Here is an 18,438-nt window from a genome sequence, read left to right on the forward strand (position 1 = left end):
GCGCTCCGCCGCTGCCCGGCGGCGGGTTGACTTCCGGTCAGACTGCCGAAGCCAGCCAGGATTTGAGCAGGCTGGCATCGCCCACTGCCAGCCGCATCGCCTGTGTGGGTTCCGGCCAGACCAGCGGGCAGCGCAGCAAGCGTTTGTCGCGCGCGATCAGCGCGGTCAGGCGCTGGCGCTGGCCGCGCAGCAGGGCCACCTCGTCGAGTTTCCGGATGCGCCAGGCTTCAGCCGGCTGGCCGCGTTTTGCAGGGGGCAGTTCCACGCCCAGCCATTCGTCGCCAGCGGCCATGCCGGCGGCCTCGGCCGCGCCGCCGCGCAAAACGGTCTTGAGCGTGAGGCCGCCCGATTCGCTCACGCGCAGCCCCAGCTGCTGGGCCAGCGGGGCCTTGTCGTTGATGACCTTGGCACCGTGCTGCTGCAGCAGCGCCCGCACGGGCAGATCGGACGTGCCGTGCACCCAGTCGCGCAGTTCGCGGTCGAAGGCACGCCCGCCCAGGCGCTTGAGGGCGCGGGCAAAGTCGGCCTCGCGCATCGGGCCTCCCTGACAGCTGAGCCAGAGCTCGCGCATCACTTCGTCGAGGTTGCTGTGGCCCTCGGCGCGCAGCGTGAGGTCGAAACACATCGCCACCAGCGCACCCTTGGTGTAGTAGCTCACCGTGGCGTTGGGCGTGTTCTCGTGGATGCGGTAGTACTTCATCCAGGCGTCGAAGCTGGCCTGGGCGGCGGTCTGCACCTGCTGGCCGGGCGTCTGTTGCACCTGGTTGACGGTCTTCATCACCAGCTGGAGGTAGGTGGCGTCGTCGATCAGGCCGGCGCGGCGCAGGATCAGGTCGTCGTAGTAGCTGGTGAAACCTTCGAAGAACCAGAGCAGCTCGGTGTAGTTTTCCTGGTTGTAGTCGTAGCGCTTGAACTCGGCCGGGCGCAGGCGCTTGACGTTCCAGGTGTGGAAATACTCGTGGCTGATCAGGCCGAGCAGGGTGGTGTAGCCGTCGGTGGCTTTCAGCGCCGGAGGCTTTTCATCCTTGACCAACAGCTTGGGCAGGTCGGTGCGCTGGCAGATCAGCGCGGTGCTGTTGCGGTGCTCCAGCCCGCCGTAGCCTTCTCCGCTGGCGTGCATCATGAAGAGGTAGTTTTTGAACGGTGCTTCGCCGCCGGTACCGTGCCAGAAGCCGATCTGGGCCTCGCAGATGCGGCGCGTGTCGGCCAGCAGGCGTTCGCCGTCGAACCAGCCGCCTGCGCCGCTGACCACGAAGCGGTGCGGCACGCCGTGGGCCACGAACTCGCCGCTCCAGAACGTGCCCAGCTCCACCGGGCAGTCGGCGAGTTCGTCGTAGTCCTGCGCGGTGTAGTGGCCGAAGCCGTTGCCGTCCACGTCGCTGGCGGTCAGACCGGTGGCGACCCGCCAGCCCGCGGGTGCCTGTCCGGGAACAAGTTCCAGGCCTTGCGCCTGGTCTTCCTGTCCGATCACCCGCAGGCACAGGCTGGTGGCGTTGAAGAAACCGCGCGTGCTGTCGAGGAAGGCGGTGCGGACCGAGGCATCGAACGCGTAGACCTCGTAGCGCAGCACGAGCGCTTGACCGGCTTCGGCCGTCACCTGCCAGCTGTTCTTGTCGAGCTGGCGCAGCGGTACCGGTTCACCGCCCTGGGTGGCCTGCAGGTGCTGCAGGTGTTGCGAGAACTCCCGCACCAGGTAGCTGCCCGGTATCCACACCGGCAGGCTCAGGCGTTGGCGCGGCGCCGGGTGATCGATCTCCAGCGTGATGGCGAACAGATGGGCTTGCAGGCTCAGCACCTCGACGCGGTAGCGGACGGCGGGCTTCTCTGCGGCTGTTGAGACCGCTTTGGCGCGCGGGGAGGTCCGACGGGGGAGGTTCATGGAAGTCCGTTCACAGGGCACCAGCGCCCACAAAACAACTGAGCGCCGCCACCGCCGAGAGACGGAAGCGCAGGGTCAGCCAGGCCTGCAGGCCGGCGTGGGTGTAAAGCGTGCGGTCGGCCAGGTAGCTCAGCACCAGCACGAAGCCCAGCCAGGGCAGACCGGCGAACGGCGGCATGAGCACGCCGGGCCAGGCCAGCAGCGAGGGCACGATGCCCCAGAGAAAGTGGTTGCGCTGGGCGTGGTGCGGGCGCTCGGCGAGCGCCGCCGCATGCCGGCTGGCCAGCCAGCCAATGCCCCAGTGCACCCCGCCCAAGAATGACGCGATCAGCGCGGCGTAGCCCGCCAGCGCGACCGCCACCCAGGCCTGCAGCGCGGCATCCACCAGCCAGAGCAGGGCGGCCAGCAGCACAAAGGGGATCAGGCCGGCGTGGCCCAGGGTCCGCACCAGGGTGGTGTCGTTCGGGTCGTGCAGCACCGGCGGGGTCATCCAGCGCGCGGATCAGGGCTTGGCTTCGGCGAGCAGCTTCTCGACGCGGTCGGCGCCGATGGCGCCCGGCACGCGCGATCCGTCGGCAAAGATGATGGTGGGGGTGCCGGTGATGCGGGCCTTTTTACCGAACTCGAAGTTGCGGGCCACGGCAGCGGCATCGCATTTCGCGTCGGGCGGTGTTATGTCCTTGACCATCCAGTCGAGGAAGGCCTTGCCCTTGTCCTTGGCGCACCAGATGTTGCGTGATTTTTCGCCCGAGTCGGCGCTCAGGATGGGGTAGAGGAACACGTGGACCGTGACGTTGTCGATCTTGGTCAGGTCGCGTTCGAAGCGCTTGCAGTAGCCGCAGTTCGGATCTTCAAAGACGGCCATCTTGCGTTTGCCGTTGCCGCGCACGATGGTGAAGGCGTCCTTGAGCGGCAGGTCCTTGAAGGCGATGGCGGTGAGCTTTTCAACGCGCTGTTCGGTCAGGTCCTGCTGGGCCTTGGTGTCGATCAGCGAGCCCTGGATCAGGAAGTCGCCTTTTTCGTCGGTGTAGAAGATGTCGCTGTGGTTGATGCGCACCTCGTACAGGCCGGGCATCGGCGTCTTGGTGATTTCGTCGATGGCGGGCAGCTTGGGCAGGCGTTCGGCCAGGTTCTTGCGGATGGTGGCTTCCTGCGCGAACGCGCTCAGCGACAGCGCAGCGAGCAGCGCGAGCAGGGGGATCTTGGCGAGTTTCATAAAGTGGCCCGAGGGCATTCAAGGTTAAAAAGTCGGCAGGGCTGGCATCAGCCCGCCTGCCCCATGGCCTGGCGGGCCAGCCAGTGTTTCAGCGGGCCGAGGCGATCCACGCCCGTCATGCCCCAGTTGCGCAGGGCTTGTACGCGGCTGTCGGTCTGGGCAAACAGGCCAAACAGGCCGTCGGTCACCCAGCCCATGGCGTTCACATCGGCCTGCCGCGCGCGCTCGTAACGCCGCAGCAGCTTCAGGTCGCCCAGCTCGCGCCAGTACTCGCGCCCGTGCAGCACGCGGGCCAGTTCGGCGGCATCGGCCAGGCCCACATTGAGTCCCTGACCGGCCAGCGGGTGCATGGCGTGCGCCGCATCGCCCGCGAGCACCACACCGCCTTGCGGCGTGCGGGCGATCCAGCGCTGGGCTTTCGAGAGCTCCAGAGGCCAGGCCTGGGCCGGGCTTTCCAGTTGCATCTCGCCGAGTGCTTGAGCGCAGCGCGTCTGCACGGCCTGTGCCAGCGCTTCTGGCTCGGCTGCCAGCCAGCGGTCGGCCTGCTGTGCTTCCAGTGACCACACCAGCGCCACAGAGTTCCCTTGCGCCCGCCCCAGCGGCAGCAGGGCCATGATCTCGCCGTTCTGGAACCACTGGCGGGCCACGCCGCCGTGTGGCTGGGCGCAGCGCAGGCGGGCGGCCACGGCCTTGTGCGGGTACGGGCGGACCTCGTAGGTCAGCCCGAGTTCATCGCGGGTGGCGCTGCGCTTGCCTTCGCAGATCACCGTGAGCGCAGCGGGCGGGGCTTCCGTCAGGCACTCGATGCCGCTCTGGAAATGCACGGCATGGGCCAGCCGTTGTTCCAGCGCCGGCACGTCCACGATCCAGGTCAGCGCCTCGCTGCCCTGGTCGATCGCTGAAAACTGCACCGCACCGCCGTTGTCGCCAAAGACCTGCATGCCGGTCACCGGCGTCACGGTCGGGCCGGTGTCGGGTGCGGGACTGCTGGTGGGTGCCGCACTGTCTTCGGGCCAGGCGCGCACCGAGCGCAGCAGGTCGCGCGCCGCGGTGTTGAGCGCGTAGGCGCGCACGTCGGGAATCCCGGATGCCGGGCGCGGGGCGCTGACCAGGGCCACACGCAACCGGTCGCGGGCGAGCAAGAGCGCCAGGGTGTGCCCGACCACGCCGCCGCCCCGGATGGTGACGTCAAAACGCCGGTGGGCAGAAGAACGGTGGGAAGTGGGCGACATGGCGGGATTTTAGGAGCAGGGCACAATGCGCCCGATTCGCTCCGCCAAAACCCCCGTCCGCACCGGCCTCTACCGACCGCCGCACCCGCCATGACCACACCCACCGACGTGACCGCCCGCATCGACCAGCTCTGGATCTATCCGGTGAAGTCTTGCGCCGGCATCTCCCTCAACGAAGCCGAACTGACGGAAACCGGGCTGGCCTACGACCGCAGCTGGATGGTGGTGGACGCGCAGGGCACATTCGTCACCCAGCGCGAGCTGCCGCGTTTGGCGCTGATCCAGCCGGCGTTCAAGCTGGGCCAACTGGTGCTGCGCGCACCCGGCATGCTGGCGCTGCACCTGGCCCTGGACGCCGCCGAAGCACCCTTGCGCGTGCGGGTCTGGGACGACGAAGTCGAGGCCTACGACATGGGCGACGTGGCGGCCCAGTGGTTCAGCGATTTCCTGGGGCCGGACGCGCCCGTCGATCTGAAGCGCCTGCGCCTGGCGCGCTTCGACCCGGAGGTGCGCCGCCTGTGCAGCCTGAAGTGGACCGGTGGGCGCGAGTCCACCACCCAGTTCGCCGACGGTTTTGGTGTGCTGGTGACGAGCACCGCTTCGCTGGACGAACTCAATGCGCGGCTGGCGCAGGCCGGGCAGGGGCCGGTGGCGATGGTTCGTTTTCGACCCAACATCGTGCTCGGCGGTGTGGAGGCCCACGACGAAGACCGCCTTGGGCCCATGCACATCGCCACGGATGAGGGCAGCGCCTTAATGGAACCCGTGAAACCCTGCGCGCGCTGTCCGATCCCCAACATCGACCCGGTCACCGCCACCGCTTCGCCGGTGGTGGGCGACACCCTGCAGACCTACCGCGCCGACCCGCGCCTGGACGGCGCCGTCACCTTCGGCATGAACGCGATCGTGCTGGCGGGCGACGGCCAGGTGTTGCGTGTGGGTCAGAGCGTGTCGGCCGACTGGCGCTTCGATTGACCCCGCTGCCCGCGCGAGGTCATCGGCGGCGCCGAAACCGGCCGCCCCGCTAAAATCACCGGTTTCCCCGATCGACCCGAAAGTCCCCCATGAGCCTCCAATGCGGCATCGTGGGCCTGCCCAATGTGGGCAAGTCCACCCTTTTCAACGCGCTGACCAAGGCCGGCATCGCCGCCGAAAATTACCCCTTCTGCACCATCGAGCCCAACACCGGTGTGGTGGAGGTGCCCGATCCGCGGCTGGCCCAGCTGTCCGAGATCGTCCAGCCCGAGCGCGTGGTACCGGCCATCGTCGAGTTTGTGGACATCGCCGGTCTGGTGGCCGGTGCCAGCACCGGCGAAGGCCTGGGCAACAAGTTCCTCGCCCACATTCGCGAGACGGACGCCATCGTCAACGTGGTGCGCTGCTTCGAAGACGACAACGTGATCCACGTCGCCAACAAGATCGACCCGATCGCCGACATCGAGGTCATCCTCACCGAGCTCTGCCTGGCCGACCTGGCCGCTGTCGAGAAGGCCTTGCACCGCGTGCAGAAGACCGCGCGTTCGGGCGACAAGGAGTCCATCAAGCTGGTGGCGATCCTGGAGAAGTGCCAGGCGGCGCTCAACGACACCAGGCCCGTGCGCAGCATCGATTTCAGCAAGGAAGAGTTGCCGCTGCTCAAGCAGTTTTTCCTGATCACGGCCAAGCCGGCGATGTTCGTGGCCAACGTGTCGGAAGACGGCTTCGAGAACAACCCGTTCCTGGACCGCCTGCGCGCCTTCGCCGAGAAACAGAACGCGCCCGTGGTGGCCATCTGCGCCAAGATCGAGGCCGAGCTGGCCGAGATGGACGACGCCGACCGGCTCGAATTCCTGAAGGAACTGGGTCAGGATGAGCCCGGCCTGAACCGTCTGATCCGCGCCGCCTACAAGCTGCTGGGCCTGCAGACCTACTTCACCGCCGGCGTGAAGGAAGTGCGCGCCTGGACCATCCACGTCGGCGACACCGGCCCGCAGGCGGCCGGCGTGATCCACACCGACTTCGAGAAGGGCTACATCCGCGCCCAGACCATCGCTTTTGACGACTTCATCACCTACAAGGGCGAACAGGGGGCCAAAGACGCCGGCAAGATGCGCGCCGAAGGCAAGGAATACGTCGTCAAGGATGGCGACGTGATGAACTTCCTGTTCTCGTCCTGAACGCGCCCATGTCCGATACCGGCCGGCCCGAACCCCAACGCCTGGCCAAACGCCTGGCCGCACAGCTGCCCTGTTCGCGCAGCGATGCCGAACGCTACATCGCCGGGGGCTGGGTGCGCGTGGACGGCGCGGTGGTCGAGGAGCCCATGGCGCGGGTGCACGACGGCCAGACCGTGGCGCTGGACCCCAAGGCCAAGCTGGAGTCGCTCGACTCCGTGACGCTGATCTGGCACAAGCCCGCGGGCCGGGTGCTGCCGGACGTCTCACCCCTGCCCGATGCGCTGGCAGCAGAACTCTTCACCAACGCCAACCGGTTCAAGGGCGATCGGTCGGGCGTGCGTCCGCTCAAGGCGCACCGCCACAAGCTGCTGCCCGTGGCCCCGTTGTCCACCCCCATGAGCGGCCTGATGGTGTTTACCCAGAACCCCGGTGTGGCGCGCAAGATCAGCGACGAGTCCGCCCAGCTGGAACACGAGTGGCTGGTCGAGGTGGCGGCCGATCCCGAGCTGGACGACGAAGCCCGGCGCGACGCGGTGCTGAAGTCGATCGGCAAGGCGCTGTTTTTCGACGGCTGGAGCCTGCCCTCGGCGCGCGCCAGCTGGCAGAGTGAACACCGCCTGCGCCTGGCCATCAAGGGCACGCGGCCGGGCCAGGTCGAACACCTGTGTGAACGGGCGGGCCTGCAGCTGGTGGCGGTCCGGCGCCTGCGCATGGGCCGGGTTGCGCTCACGGGGCTGCCCGTCGGGGAATGGCGTTACCTGCTGGGTTACGAACGCTTCTGAGCCCGAGCGGCCCACACGCTCAGGGCCATCGCGAGGATCAGCACCACCAGACCCACCTGGTGCAGACGCAGCATGTGCCCTTGCGCGATCAGGAGGCCACCCAGCGCTGCGCCCAGCGCCTGTCCACCGTACATCGCGGAGGTGTTGAGCGCAACCGTGGCCGGGGCCAGCACCGGCGACAGGTGGACCAGCCGGGCCTGCTGCGCCGAATTGCAGGCGAAGCAACCCAGCGCCCAGGGCACCAGCACCAGCGCCTGTTGCCAGAAGCCCGCCTGACCCAGCGGCCAGAGCAGCAGCGTCAGCACCATGGCGCCGAGCGTGAGCAACACGGCGCGCGGTGCACCGATGCGGTCGATCCAGCGCGAAAGCCCCACGTTGCCGGCCAGGCCGAAGGCACCGAACCACAGGAACATCAGCGAGAGCGCACCGCCGCCCAGGCCGAGGGTCTGGAAGAAGTAGGGTGCGAAGTACGAGAACAGCGTGAACTGGCCGAAGGCCGAGAGCAGCGTGACGCCCACGGCGAGCATCAGGGGCGCCGAGCCCAGGGTCTGTCCCCAGGCCTGGCGCGACAGCGCCGCCGGGCGGATGCCGTTAGGCATCTCGCGCCACACCCAGGCCGCGCTGGCCAGCGACATCAAGGCCACCAGGCCAAACGCCCAGCGCCAGCCCAGCGTGCCGCCGATCCAGGCCGAGAGCGGCATGCCCATGACCGACGCCACCGACCAGCCCAGGAACACGAAGGTGATGGCGCGACCGCGCTGGGCCGGTGACACCAGCAGGCCCACGCTGGCGGCGGCCTGGGGCGTGAAGACGGCGGGCGCGATGACGGCGAGAACCCGCAGCGGCAACAGCGTGGCGTAGCTCGGCGCCAGTGCGCAGATGGCTGTGAGCAGGGCGTACCACACCAACGAGAGCGTGAGCAGGCGCCGCCGGTCCCAGCCCGCCACGAGCGTGGCGAAAGCGGGAGCGCCCAGGCCCATCAGGATGGCGGCCGCGGTGATGAGTTGGCCGGCCTGGGGAATCGACACATTCAGCGAGGCGCTGATGTCGTTGAGCGTGCCGGGTACCACCATGACCCCGGTGCCGATGACGAAGTTGCCCATCATCAGTGCCCACAGCGAGCGGGGCAGGGCTTGGTCGGTCGGTGAAAGGGTGGGGGTCATGCCGGGCGGAGTGGATTCGCAGCGCCCGAGTATCGGCGGCGACACCCCGGCCGTGTCAGAACGGCAGTCCCCCAGGGAACACCCACAGCAGGCCGGCGGTGAGCGTGAGGTAGCGCGCGAACTTGCCGATCGCCATGTAGCCCAGGCAGGGCCAGAAGGGAAACCGCAGCCAGCCGGCCACCGCGCAGATCGGATCGCCGACGCCGGGCAGCCAGGACAGCAGGCAGGTCTTGGGGCCGAAGCGCTGCAACCAGTCCAGGGCGCGCACGTGGGTGGCATGCCCGTGCCGTGCTTTATCGACCACGCGGTGCGCGCCATAGCCCATCCACCAGCTGACGGCGCCACCCAGTGTGTTGCCCGCAGTGGCGACCAGGATGGTGGGCCAGAACAGCTCGGGGTTGAGCTTGATCAACGCAAACACGGCAGGCTCCGAGCCCATCGGCAGCAAGGTGGCCGAAATGAACGCGACCAGGAAGACCGTGCTCAGGCCGACCTCGGGCAAGGCCAGTGTGTGCAGCAGAGAAACGATCCAGGCGGGCATGGGCAGAAGAAGAATCTGTGGAATGCGAGAGCATATCGCCTGCTGAAAAAACAGGCAGATACAATGCCCATCCCCGCCTGCGAAATGTCCGCTCCGCGGGGATCCCTCCAAACCCGCCATCCGAATCGCTCCCGCCATGCAACTGGGTCCGTTCACCCTGTCCAATGCCCTTTTCGTCGCGCCCATGGCCGGCGTGACGGACCGGCCGTTTCGCAAGCTCTGCAAACGGCTGGGGGCGGGTTATGCGGTGAGCGAAATGGTGACCTCGCGCCCGGACCTGCAGGACAGTCTGAAGACCTCGCGCCGTGCCGACCACAGCGGTGAGCCCGGTCCGATCGCGGTGCAGATAGCCGGCACCGACGCGGCCATGATGGCCGACGCCGCGCGCTACAACATCGACCGCGGTGCGCAGATCATCGACATCAACATGGGCTGCCCGGCCAAGAAGGTCTGCAACAAATGGGCCGGCTCGGCCCTGATGCAGGACGAAGCGCTGGCTATCGACATTGTTGAAGCCGTGGTGGCCGCCGCTGCGCCGCACGGCGTGCCCGTCACACTCAAGATGCGCACCGGATGGTGCGCCGACGTCAAGAACGCACCGACGATCGCGCTCGCCGCCGAAGCCGCTGGTGTGCAGATGCTGACCGTGCACGGACGCACCCGAGAGCAGGGCTACAAGGGCTTTGCCGAACACGACACCGTGGCCCACATCAAGAGCCGCGTGAAGATTCCGGTGGTGGCCAATGGCGACATCACCAGCCCGCAGCAGGCGCGTGAGGTGCTGCGGCACACCGGCGCCGACGCCCTCATGATCGGCCGCGCTGCGCAGGGCCGACCCTGGATCTTCCGCGAGATCGCGCACTTCCTGGCCACTGGCGAAGCGCTGCCACCACCCGAGCTGATGGACGTGAAATTCTGGCTGCTTCACCACCTGGAAGACCACTACAACCTCTACGGCGATTTCACCGGCGTGCGCAGTGCGCGCAAGCACCTGGGCTGGTACGCGCAGTCGCTACCCATCCCGGCGGTCGAGGCGCAGGCTTTCCGGCAGCGCATCAACGTGTTGACGACGGTCGAGGCTCAGTTGCAGTGTGTGAGCGAAAGTTTCGACGCATGGGATGCCACGGGTTACGACAAGATGAATTATCAAGAAGAAAACTGGAAACTGGCCGCATGAGCTCCCACAACAACCTGCACGACTGTGTGCGTGCCAGCCTGGAAGAGTATTTCCGAGACCTCAACGGCACCGACCCCGCCGGCCTACACGACATGCTGGTCAAGGCGGTCGAGAGACCGCTGCTTGAGGTCGTGATGCAGCAATCGCAGAACAACCAGTCGCGCGCCGCGCAATGGCTGGGCCTGAACCGCAACACGCTGCGCAAGAAGCTGCTGGAGCACAAGCTCATCGATTGAGCATCTGCGCTTTTGTACGAATCGAATTCAAAACCTCCCGAGACCCCTTCCCATGCGCGCACTCATCTCCGTCTCCGACAAGACCGGCATCGTCGAACTGGCCCAGACCCTGCACGGCCTCGGCGTGTCCCTCATCTCCACCGGCGGCACCGCCAGGCTGCTGGCCGAGCAGGGCCTGCCCGTGACCGAAGTGGCCGAGGTCACAGCCTTCCCCGAGATGCTCGACGGCCGCGTCAAGACCCTGCACCCCAAGGTGCACGGTGGCCTGCTGGCGCGCCGCGATGTGCCCGAGCACATGGCGGCTTTGAAGACGCACGGCATCGACACCATCGACCTGCTGATCGTCAACCTCTACCCGTTTGAAGCTACCGTGGCCAAGCCCGGCTGCACGCTGGAAGACGCGATCGAGAACATCGACATCGGCGGCCCGGCCATGGTGCGCAGCGCGGCCAAGAACTGGAAAGACGTGGCGGTGCTGACCGACGCGGCCCAGTACCCGGCCGTGATCGATGAACTCAAGGCCAGCGGCAAACTCAGCGACAAGACCCGCTTCGCCCTGTCGGTCGCCGCGTTCAACCGCATCAGCCAGTACGACGGTGCCATCAGCGACTACCTCTCGTCCATCGAGTTCGAAGAGGGCGCCAGTGTGCACAAGCGCGCCGAGTACCCCGGCCAGGCCAACGGCCGCTTCGTCAAGCTGCAGGACCTGCGCTACGGCGAGAACCCGCACCAGACCGCCGCCTTCTACCGCGACCTCTACCCGGCCCCGGGCTCGCTGGTGACAGCGAAGCAACTGCAGGGCAAGGAGCTGAGCTACAACAACATCGCCGACGCCGACGCGGCCTGGGAATGCGTCAAGAGCTTTGACGTGCCCGCCTGCGTCATCGTGAAACACGCCAACCCCTGCGGTGTGGCCGTGGGCAAGGATGCGCTGGAGGCCTACAGCAAGGCCTTCCAGACCGACCCGACCAGCGCCTTCGGCGGCATCATCGCGCTGAACCGTGTGCTCGACGGTGCCGGTGCCCAGGCCATCAGCAAACAATTCGTCGAGGTGCTGATGGCACCGGGCTACACGCCCGAGGCGCTGGAAGTCTTCAAGGCCAAGGCCAATGTGCGCGTGCTGGAAATTGCATTGCCGCCCGGTGGTCCGACCGCCTGGGACCAGGGGCTGAACCTCACCGACATCAAGCGCGTGGGCTCGGGCCTGTTGATGCAGAGCGCCGACAACCACGTGCTGCAGCGCGCCGACCTGAAGGTCGTGACCAAGCTGCAGCCAACCGAGCAGCAACTGGAAGACCTGCTGTTCGCCTGGAAGGTGGCGAAGTTCGTGAAGTCCAACGCCATCGTGTTCTGCAAGGACGGCATGACCATGGGTGTGGGCGCCGGCCAGATGAGCCGCCTCGACTCGGCCCGCATCGCCAGCATCAAGGCCGGCCACGCGAACCTGACGCTGCAGGGCACCGCGGTGGCGAGTGACGCCTTCTTCCCGTTCCGCGACGGTCTGGATGTGGTGGTGGACGCGGGTGCTTCGTGCGTGATTCAACCCGGTGGCTCAATGCGCGATCAGGAAGTGATCGACGCGGCGGATGAGCGTGGTGTGGTGATGGTGTACAGCGGCGTGCGCCACTTCCGTCACTGAGTCCACGGACTCTTTGCGAGAAAGGCCTTACTCACTCTCCCTCTGGGAGCGTGAGAAAACCCCGCTCACTTGCCCAGCAGCTTGAACACGTCCCGCGCAGCCGCAACGGTGTCTTCGATGTCCTGCGCCGTGTGCGCCGCGCTCACGAACCCGGCTTCATACAGCGCAGGCGCGATGTACACGCCGCGGTCCAGCAGACCGTGGAACAGGGTGTTGAAACGCGGGCCGTCGGTGGTCATGACCTTGGCGTAGTTCTGCGGCAGTTGGTCGAAGAGGAAGAAGCCGAACATGCCGCCCTGGCTGTCGCCGCACAGCGTCACGCCTTCGGCCGCCGCGGCGGCTGTCAATCCACTCACCAGCGACTGCGTGGTTGCCGACAACGCCTCATAGAAACCGGGCTTCTGGACTTCTTTCAGTGTGGCCAGGCCGCAGGCCGTGGCCACCGGGTTGCCGCTCAGCGTGCCGGCCTGGTAGACACCGCCCAGTGGAGCGAGCTGCTCCATCACCGCGCGCTTGGCGCCAAAGGCCGCCAGCGGCATGCCGCCACCGATCACCTTGCCCATCACCGTCATATCGGGCTCGAAACCGGGGATGAGCTGGGCGTAGACGCTCTGGGCGCCACCGAGCGCGACGCGGAAGCCCGTCATCACCTCGTCGAAGGCCAGCAGCGCACCGTGCTGCGTGCACAGCTCGCGGCAGCGCTTCATGAACGGCACGCTGGCCCGCACGAAGTTCATGTTGCCCGCGATCGGCTCGATGATCAGGCAGGCCACTTCAGGTCCGTGTTCGGTGAACGCGGCTTCCAGCTGCTCGAGGTTGTTGTATTCGAGCACGATGGTGTGCTGCACCACCTCGGGCGGTACGCCAGCGCTGGTGGGATTGCCGAAGGTGGCCAGGCCGGAGCCGGCTTTCACCAGCAGCGCGTCGGCATGGCCGTGGTAGCAGCCTTCGAACTTGATGATCTTCTTGCGACCGGTGGCGCCGCGCGCCAGGCGGATCGTGCTCATGCCGGCTTCGGTGCCCGAACTCACCAGGCGCACCATGTCGATGCTGGGCACCAGCTTGATGATCTCTTCGGCCAGTTCGACTTCGCGCTCGGTCGGCGCGCCGTAAGAGAAGCCTTCCAGCACGGCTTTCTGTACTGCTTCCACCACGGCGGGGTGGCCATGACCCAGGATCATCGGACCCCAGGAGCCGATGTAGTCGATGTACTTCTGGCCGTTGGCGTCCCAGAAATACGCGCCCTGAGCGCGCTGCACGAAACGCGGCGTGCCGCCCACCGCCTTGAAGGCTCGCACGGGCGAGTTCACGCCACCGGGGATCAGGGCTTTGGCGCGGTCAAACAGCTCTTGGTTGCGGTCGGTCATGGTGCTCGTTCAATGTCTTGTGGTGTCGAGGGGGAAATCATTGGCGTCCAGGGTGCTGTCGGACGAGGTGTCGGCTGAACCCGCCTCTTCTTCACCGTCGTCGTCGTGGGCCCAGAACAGGCGGTCCGGCACGGCATGGCCCATGCCCGGCTGAAAACCGGCATCCAGGCACTGGTCCAGGTAGGTGAGCGCCTCGGCGCAGGCCGATTGCAGGTCCGAACCACCCGCGATCAGGGCACACAGCGCCGCTGACAAGGTATCGCCGGCGCCGCTGAACGTGGCTTCAAAGCGCTCGTATCGCGCCGTGGCCAGCACCGTCTCCGGGCTGGCCAGGTGGCTTTCCAGGTATTGATCGGCGGCATTGAAGCCCGTCACCAGCGTGTAGGGCACGCCGTGCACCGCGGCCGCCCGCGCCACTTCGCGTGCGTTGGGTGCACGATCACCCTCCCATTCCGGCAGCAGCCAGCGGCAGAGGGTGCTGTGGTTGCCGACCAATACGGTGGTCTGGGGCAGCAGCAACTCGGCGCAGGCATCCAGGTAGGTGTCGATGGCCATGTCGTCCCACCAGGACAGGTCGGGCATGTAGGTGATCACCGGCACTTCGGCGTAGTCGGTGGTGATGGCAGCGATCGCGCTCAGGTTCTCCGGGCTGCCCACGAAGCCGACCTTGAAAGCGAGCACCGGCATGTCTTCGAGCGCGCAACGCGCCTGGTCGGTCACGGCTTCTTCGTCGAAAGCGATGTGGTCGTGGATCTCGGAGGTGTCGCGCACGTAGGTGCCGGTGACCACGGGCATGACGTGGGCCGATGCACTGGACATGGCGGTCAGGTCCGCACTCAGACCGCCCGCGCCGCTGGGGTCGTTGGCGTTGAACACCATCACGCAGGGCAAGGACGCTTCGCCAGCCGCGATGGCGGCGTCGGTCAGGGACTCGGGGGTGTCGGGCATGGAGGTGGTCAGGGTGTTCTGGGCGGGTTGCGCAAGGGCCGGCAGACGGCTGCGCCCATCAGGGAAGCGGGTGGCCAAGGCCCGACGGCGGCTTCATGTGGCTCGATACAATGATTGCATTCTAAGACAATGCCCCCTATAACCATGACCGAAACCAAGACTTGGATGTGCCTGATTTGCGGCTGGATCTATGACGAGGCGGCGGGGTCTCCCGAACATGGCATCGAGCCGGGCACGGCTTGGGCACAGGTTCCGATGAACTGGACCTGCCCCGAATGTGGTGCCCGCAAGGAAGATTTCGAAATGGTGCAAATCTGAGGATTGCGTCCGGCCCCCTCTGGCTGGTCGGGCTTCAAGGTTGTTGCTTCCCCCTGACACGTTTTCTGGAGCCCATCTACCGTGAGTACGACGTCTGTGCTGAAAGTTCTGGTGGTTGACGACAGCAACACCATCCGCCGCAGCGCGGAAATCTTCCTCAAGCAGGGTGGCCACGAGGTGCTGCTGGCCGAAGATGGTTTTGACGCCTTGGCCAAGATCAACGATTACCAGCCCGACCTGGTGTTCTGCGACATCCTCATGCCCCGTCTGGACGGCTATCAGACCTGTGCCATCATCAAGCGCAATGCACGCTTTGCCAGCATTCCCGTGGTCATGCTGTCGTCCAAGGACGGCGTGTTCGACAAAGCACGCGGCCGGATGGTCGGATCGCAGGAATACCTCACCAAACCTTTCACCAAAGACCAACTGCTGCAAGCGGTGCAGCAGTTCGGTAACCACCTCACCGGAGCGGCGTGATGTCCATTAAGAAAATTCTCGTTGTTGATGATTCCAAGACCGAACTGATGGTTTTGTCGGACCTGTTGGGGGAAAATGGCTACACCGTACGCACCGCCGAGAACGCTGAAGAAGCCTTTCGTCGGTTGAGCGAAGAAAAGCCGGAACTCATTTTGATGGACGTGGTGATGCCCGGTCAGAATGGGTTTCAGTTGACGCGGGCGATCGCACGCGATCCCCAGTACTCCAGCATTCCCATCATCATGTGCACCAGCAAGAATCAGGAAACCGATCGGGTCTGGGGCATGCGGCAGGGCGCACGCGACTACGTGACCAAGCCGGTGAATGTTGAGGAGTTGCTTTCCAAGATCCGGGCCCTCGGCTGAGGCCGCCGCACACCGCCAGCGACCGACCCACACCGAGCACATGGCCAACCGACAGTCACTCAAAGATCTTCAGGAACGTCTGGCCAAGCGCCTGAGCGCCGCCAAGACCCAGGCCATCACCGCCTCGTGGCTGGCGGTGGAAGTGGGCGGTCAGAAATGCCTGTTTCCGCTCGTTCAATCGGGCGAGATATTTCCCTGGACGGTCGTGCAAACCGTGCCGTATACCAAGCCCTGGTATGTGGGCGTGGCCAGTCTGCGCGGGGGTTTGCACGGTGTTGTCGACCTGCTGCAGTTGCCCGGAATGGGTGGTGCTGGCAGCGCGACGGGCACTGATCGGGTGTCTTCCGAATCCCGTCTGGTGAGTCTGCACGGCGCGCTGGGGGTCAATGCCGTGCTTTGGGTGGATCGCTTGCTGGGCTTGCGCAACCCGTCCACATTCACCGCGCTGGGCGTCCGTCCGCCCGGTGCACCGTTGTACCTGGCACGTTGCCTGATCGACCGCGACGGGCATACCTGGCAGGAACTGGACCTGCAGGCGCTGGCAGCGGAACCCGAATTTTTGACCATTGCGGCCTGACGATGGCGTGCAGCTGGCTGCGAACGCGCTGTCCGAGCTTGTTGTTGCCGCCGGTTGCGGCTTTGTTATTTTGTTGGAAGGTTTTTCATGGCCATGCTTGATCGATTCCAGGGACTGTTCAGGAAGCAAGGCGCGGACGAGCCCGATTTGAGCCACGTCACAGACCAGGAAATGGCAGAACTCGCTGCAGCCCGCCTGGCGCCGGACCGGTCAGATGACCTTGCCGAAAACCGCCTGGCGCCGGAAGACGTCGACGTGTCTTCGGGTGCCGGACTGGTGTCGCTGCCGCTGCTGGGGCGCAAGACGGCCGAGCAGCATCGGCGCAACCTGGGGACCTTGCTGGTCTTTGCGCTCGTGTTGCTGGTAGCGGTGATCTTTTTTGTGCTGAGCCAGACCGAGAAGATCAGCCAGCAGGTGGCCGCGAGCGGACAGGCTCTGATGCAGTCGCAGCGGCTGGCCAAGAGCGTGTCACAGGCCCTGGTCGGGAGTCCGGCCGCGTTCCCTGAAGTGCGTGAAAGTTCCGAGGTGCTCTCGCGCAACATGCGCGGGTTCAAGGAGGGCGACTCGGAACTGTCGATCGATGCACTGGGTGCCGCGTACACCGACCAGCTGACCGAGCTGACGCCCAGGATCGATGCCGCCATGAGCAACGCCACGACCGTGCTGGCCCAGCAGGCCATCCTGACGCAGGTGGGTGATTCGCTGCGTTCGATCAACCGCCAGTCTTCGGACCTGCTGGAAATTGCCGAAACGATTTCGGCGCTCAAGCTGGAGCGCAACGCGCCCGCCGCCGACATTTCTGCGGCTGGTCAGCTCGTGATGCTGACCCAGCGCATCGGCAAATCCGCCAACGAGTTCCTGACACTGGAGGGGGTGAGTCCCGAGGCGGTGTTCCTGCTGGGCAAGGACCTGAACACCTTCAAGGAAATCGCCGAGGCCTTGCTCAACGGCAGCGACGAGTTGCGGCTGAAAGCCACGAACGATCCACAGATTCGCGAGCGTCTGGAAGCGCTGCTCAAGCTGTACGACCAGACACGCACCGAAGCGGCGGCCATTCTGGGCAACCTGCAGGGTCTGGCGTCGGCGCGCGAGGCCCAGGCCAGCATCGTTGCCGACAGCGAACCGCTGCGCATCGGACTGCAAAAACTCCAGAGCGATCTCTCGGCCCGTGCCGGACTGGGTGGCCGCGAGCTGGCAGCGTTGCTGGCGAGTGCCTTGTTCGCCTTGCTTTGTGGTGCCGGACTGGCTTTTGTGCAACTGCAGGAAAGCCGCCAGCGTCAGCTGATGGCCGAAAACCAGCGGCTCACGGCCGAGTCGCAGGAACAGGATGCCAAGCGGGTGAACGACGCCAACCAGGCCGCCATTCTTCGGCTGATGAACGAGCTGCAGACGGTGGCCGAAGGCGACCTCACGCAGGAAGCCACGGTGACGGAGGACATCACCGGCGCCATCGCCGACTCGGTGAACTACACAGTGGAAGAACTGCGCTCGCTGGTGGGCAACGTGCAAGCCACGGCGACCCGTGTGGCGCAAACCACCTCCGCGGTGGAAAGCACCTCCACCGAACTGCTGGCCGCGTCCAACGAGCAGCTGCGCGAGATTCGCGAAACTGGCCAGTCGGTGGTGGACATGGCGCAGCGCATCAACCAGGTGTCGGGCCAGGCACAGGAGTCGGCCTCGGTGGCCCGCGTCTCGCTGCAGGCCGCCGAACAGGGTCTGCAGGCGGTGCAGGACGCCATCGGCGGTATGAATGCCATCCGCGACCAGATCCAGGAAACTTCCAAGCGCATCAAGCGCCTTGGCGAATCGTCGCAGGAGATCGGTGAAATCACCGAACTGATCTCGGACATTACCGAACAGACCAACGTGCTGGCCCTGAACGCCGCCATCCAGGCCGCATCCGCCGGTGAAGCCGGTCGCGGTTTCTCGGTGGTGGCCGAAGAAGTGCAGCGCCTGGCCGAACGTTCCGCAGACGCCACGCGCCAGATCGCGGCGCTGGTGAAGGCCATTCAGACGGACACGCAGGATGCGGTGGCCGCCATGGAGCGCTCCACGCAAGGTGTGGTCGAGGGAGCCAAGCTGTCCGACAACGCGGGTACCGCGCTGTCCGAGATCGACCGTGTGTCGCGACGCCTGGCCGAGCTGATCGAACAGATTTCGGATGCAGCATCCCGCGAAGCCGAATCGGCCAACGAAGTGGCCGGCAACATCCAGCACATTTTTGCCGTGACCGAGCAGACCGGTGAAGGCACGCGTTCGACCGCGCAACAGGTGCGCGAACTCTCGGCCATGGCCGAAGAACTGCGCCAGTCGGTGTCCCGTTTCAAGATCGCCTGACAGACAGGTCGGGTCTTCATTTCCCTAC

19 protein-coding genes are annotated in these 18,438 nt (G+C 65.9%); 11 read left to right on the forward strand and 8 right to left on the reverse strand.

From position 1 onward, the window contains the following. Nucleotides 1-37: 37 nt before the first annotated feature. The 4 genes from AC0GNO_RS07460 to AC0GNO_RS07475 are packed head-to-tail and all read right to left on the reverse strand — an operon-like array spanning nt 38 to nt 4,327. Complete coding sequence (locus tag AC0GNO_RS07460; RefSeq protein ID WP_472903548.1) at nt 38-1,879, reverse strand: M61 family metallopeptidase; 1,842 nt, start codon at nt 1,877-1,879, stop codon at nt 38-40. A 10-nt stretch (nt 1,880-1,889) separates the two neighbouring features. Then, complete coding sequence (locus AC0GNO_RS07465) at nt 1,890-2,369, reverse strand: DUF3429 domain-containing protein (protein WP_472903549.1); 480 nt, start codon at nt 2,367-2,369, stop codon at nt 1,890-1,892. Between the two features lie 12 nt (nt 2,370-2,381). Further along, complete coding sequence (locus tag AC0GNO_RS07470) at nt 2,382-3,095, reverse strand: DsbC family protein (protein ID WP_472903550.1); 714 nt, start codon at nt 3,093-3,095, stop codon at nt 2,382-2,384. Nucleotides 3,096-3,142: 47 nt separating this feature from the next. Next, on the reverse strand, nt 3,143-4,327 hold the full coding sequence (locus AC0GNO_RS07475) for an FAD-dependent monooxygenase (protein ID WP_472903551.1): 1,185 nt from the start codon (nt 4,325-4,327) through the stop codon (nt 3,143-3,145). A gap of 90 nt (nt 4,328-4,417) precedes the next feature. Between AC0GNO_RS07475 and AC0GNO_RS07480 the strand changes: the two genes are divergently transcribed. From AC0GNO_RS07480 to AC0GNO_RS07490, 3 genes are all read left to right on the forward strand, one after another. Next, nucleotides 4,418-5,302, forward strand: a complete 885-nt coding sequence (locus tag AC0GNO_RS07480; RefSeq protein ID WP_472903552.1) for an MOSC domain-containing protein — start codon at nt 4,418-4,420, stop codon at nt 5,300-5,302. 89 nt (nt 5,303-5,391) lie between these two features. Then, the gene (gene ychF / locus AC0GNO_RS07485; RefSeq protein WP_472887673.1) at nt 5,392-6,483 is read left to right on the forward strand and encodes a redox-regulated ATPase YchF; all 1,092 of its coding nucleotides are present in this window, start codon (nt 5,392-5,394) and stop codon (nt 6,481-6,483) included. An 8-nt stretch (nt 6,484-6,491) separates the two neighbouring features. Then, nucleotides 6,492-7,265 (forward strand): RNA pseudouridine synthase, encoded by a 774-nt coding sequence (locus AC0GNO_RS07490; RefSeq protein ID WP_472903553.1) that lies wholly within the window; start codon nt 6,492-6,494, stop codon nt 7,263-7,265. Here AC0GNO_RS07490 and AC0GNO_RS07495 read toward each other — a convergent pair. After that, nucleotides 7,250-8,428, reverse strand: coding sequence for an MFS transporter (locus AC0GNO_RS07495; protein WP_472903554.1), 1,179 nt, complete (start codon nt 8,426-8,428; stop codon nt 7,250-7,252). The genes AC0GNO_RS07490 and AC0GNO_RS07495 overlap by 16 nt on opposite strands. Nucleotides 8,429-8,483: 55 nt before the next feature. After that, on the reverse strand, nt 8,484-8,969 hold the full coding sequence (locus tag AC0GNO_RS07500; RefSeq protein WP_472887670.1) for a YqaA family protein: 486 nt from the start codon (nt 8,967-8,969) through the stop codon (nt 8,484-8,486). A gap of 136 nt (nt 8,970-9,105) precedes the next feature. On the opposite strand from AC0GNO_RS07500, the gene dusB reads away from it, so the two are divergent. The 3 genes from dusB to purH are packed head-to-tail and all read left to right on the forward strand — an operon-like array spanning nt 9,106 to nt 12,021. Then, nucleotides 9,106-10,146 carry a tRNA dihydrouridine synthase DusB gene (gene dusB, locus AC0GNO_RS07505; RefSeq protein ID WP_472887669.1) on the forward strand — a complete coding sequence of 347 codons (1,041 nt, stop codon included), beginning with the start codon at nt 9,106-9,108 and terminating at the stop codon, nt 10,144-10,146. Next, the gene (locus AC0GNO_RS07510) at nt 10,143-10,382 is read left to right on the forward strand and encodes a helix-turn-helix domain-containing protein (RefSeq protein ID WP_472887668.1); all 240 of its coding nucleotides are present in this window, start codon (nt 10,143-10,145) and stop codon (nt 10,380-10,382) included. The genes dusB and AC0GNO_RS07510 overlap by 4 nt, the downstream gene beginning before the upstream one ends. A gap of 52 nt (nt 10,383-10,434) precedes the next feature. Continuing rightward, a complete protein-coding gene (gene purH / locus AC0GNO_RS07515; RefSeq protein WP_472903555.1) occupies nt 10,435-12,021 on the forward strand; it encodes a bifunctional phosphoribosylaminoimidazolecarboxamide formyltransferase/IMP cyclohydrolase in 1,587 nt (528 codons plus the stop codon). Nucleotides 12,022-12,086: 65 nt separating this feature from the next. Here the strand turns inward: purH and hemL are convergent, their stop codons facing one another. Next, nucleotides 12,087-13,388 carry a glutamate-1-semialdehyde 2,1-aminomutase gene (gene hemL, locus AC0GNO_RS07520; protein WP_472903556.1) on the reverse strand — a complete coding sequence of 434 codons (1,302 nt, stop codon included), beginning with the start codon at nt 13,386-13,388 and terminating at the stop codon, nt 12,087-12,089. Nucleotides 13,389-13,397: 9 nt separating this feature from the next. Further along, nucleotides 13,398-14,336 carry a bifunctional hydroxymethylpyrimidine kinase/phosphomethylpyrimidine kinase gene (gene thiD, locus AC0GNO_RS07525; protein WP_472887723.1) on the reverse strand — a complete coding sequence of 313 codons (939 nt, stop codon included), beginning with the start codon at nt 14,334-14,336 and terminating at the stop codon, nt 13,398-13,400. 144 nt (nt 14,337-14,480) lie between these two features. Here thiD and AC0GNO_RS07530 point away from each other — a divergent pair, with 144 nt between their 5' ends. The 5 genes from AC0GNO_RS07530 to AC0GNO_RS07550 all read left to right on the forward strand — a co-directional run bounded on the left by AC0GNO_RS07530 (nt 14,481) and on the right by AC0GNO_RS07550 (nt 18,410). Beyond that, nucleotides 14,481-14,654, forward strand: coding sequence for a rubredoxin (locus tag AC0GNO_RS07530; RefSeq protein ID WP_305361420.1), 174 nt, complete (start codon nt 14,481-14,483; stop codon nt 14,652-14,654). Between the two features lie 81 nt (nt 14,655-14,735). Then, a complete protein-coding gene (locus AC0GNO_RS07535) occupies nt 14,736-15,131 on the forward strand; it encodes a response regulator (protein ID WP_305361419.1) in 396 nt (131 codons plus the stop codon). Next, nucleotides 15,131-15,496: a response regulator transcription factor gene (locus tag AC0GNO_RS07540; RefSeq protein ID WP_305361418.1), complete on the forward strand. Its 366-nt coding sequence runs from the start codon at nt 15,131-15,133 to the stop codon at nt 15,494-15,496. Before AC0GNO_RS07535 ends, AC0GNO_RS07540 begins: the two co-directional genes overlap by 1 nt. A gap of 40 nt (nt 15,497-15,536) precedes the next feature. Next, entirely contained in the window at nt 15,537-16,073 is a 537-nt protein-coding gene (locus AC0GNO_RS07545; RefSeq protein ID WP_472903557.1) for a chemotaxis protein CheW, read from the forward strand. An 87-nt stretch (nt 16,074-16,160) separates the two neighbouring features. Then, complete coding sequence (locus AC0GNO_RS07550) at nt 16,161-18,410, forward strand: methyl-accepting chemotaxis protein (RefSeq protein WP_472903558.1); 2,250 nt, start codon at nt 16,161-16,163, stop codon at nt 18,408-18,410. Nucleotides 18,411-18,438 lie beyond the last annotated feature (28 nt).

Source organism: Hydrogenophaga sp. L310, from assembly GCF_055703065.1.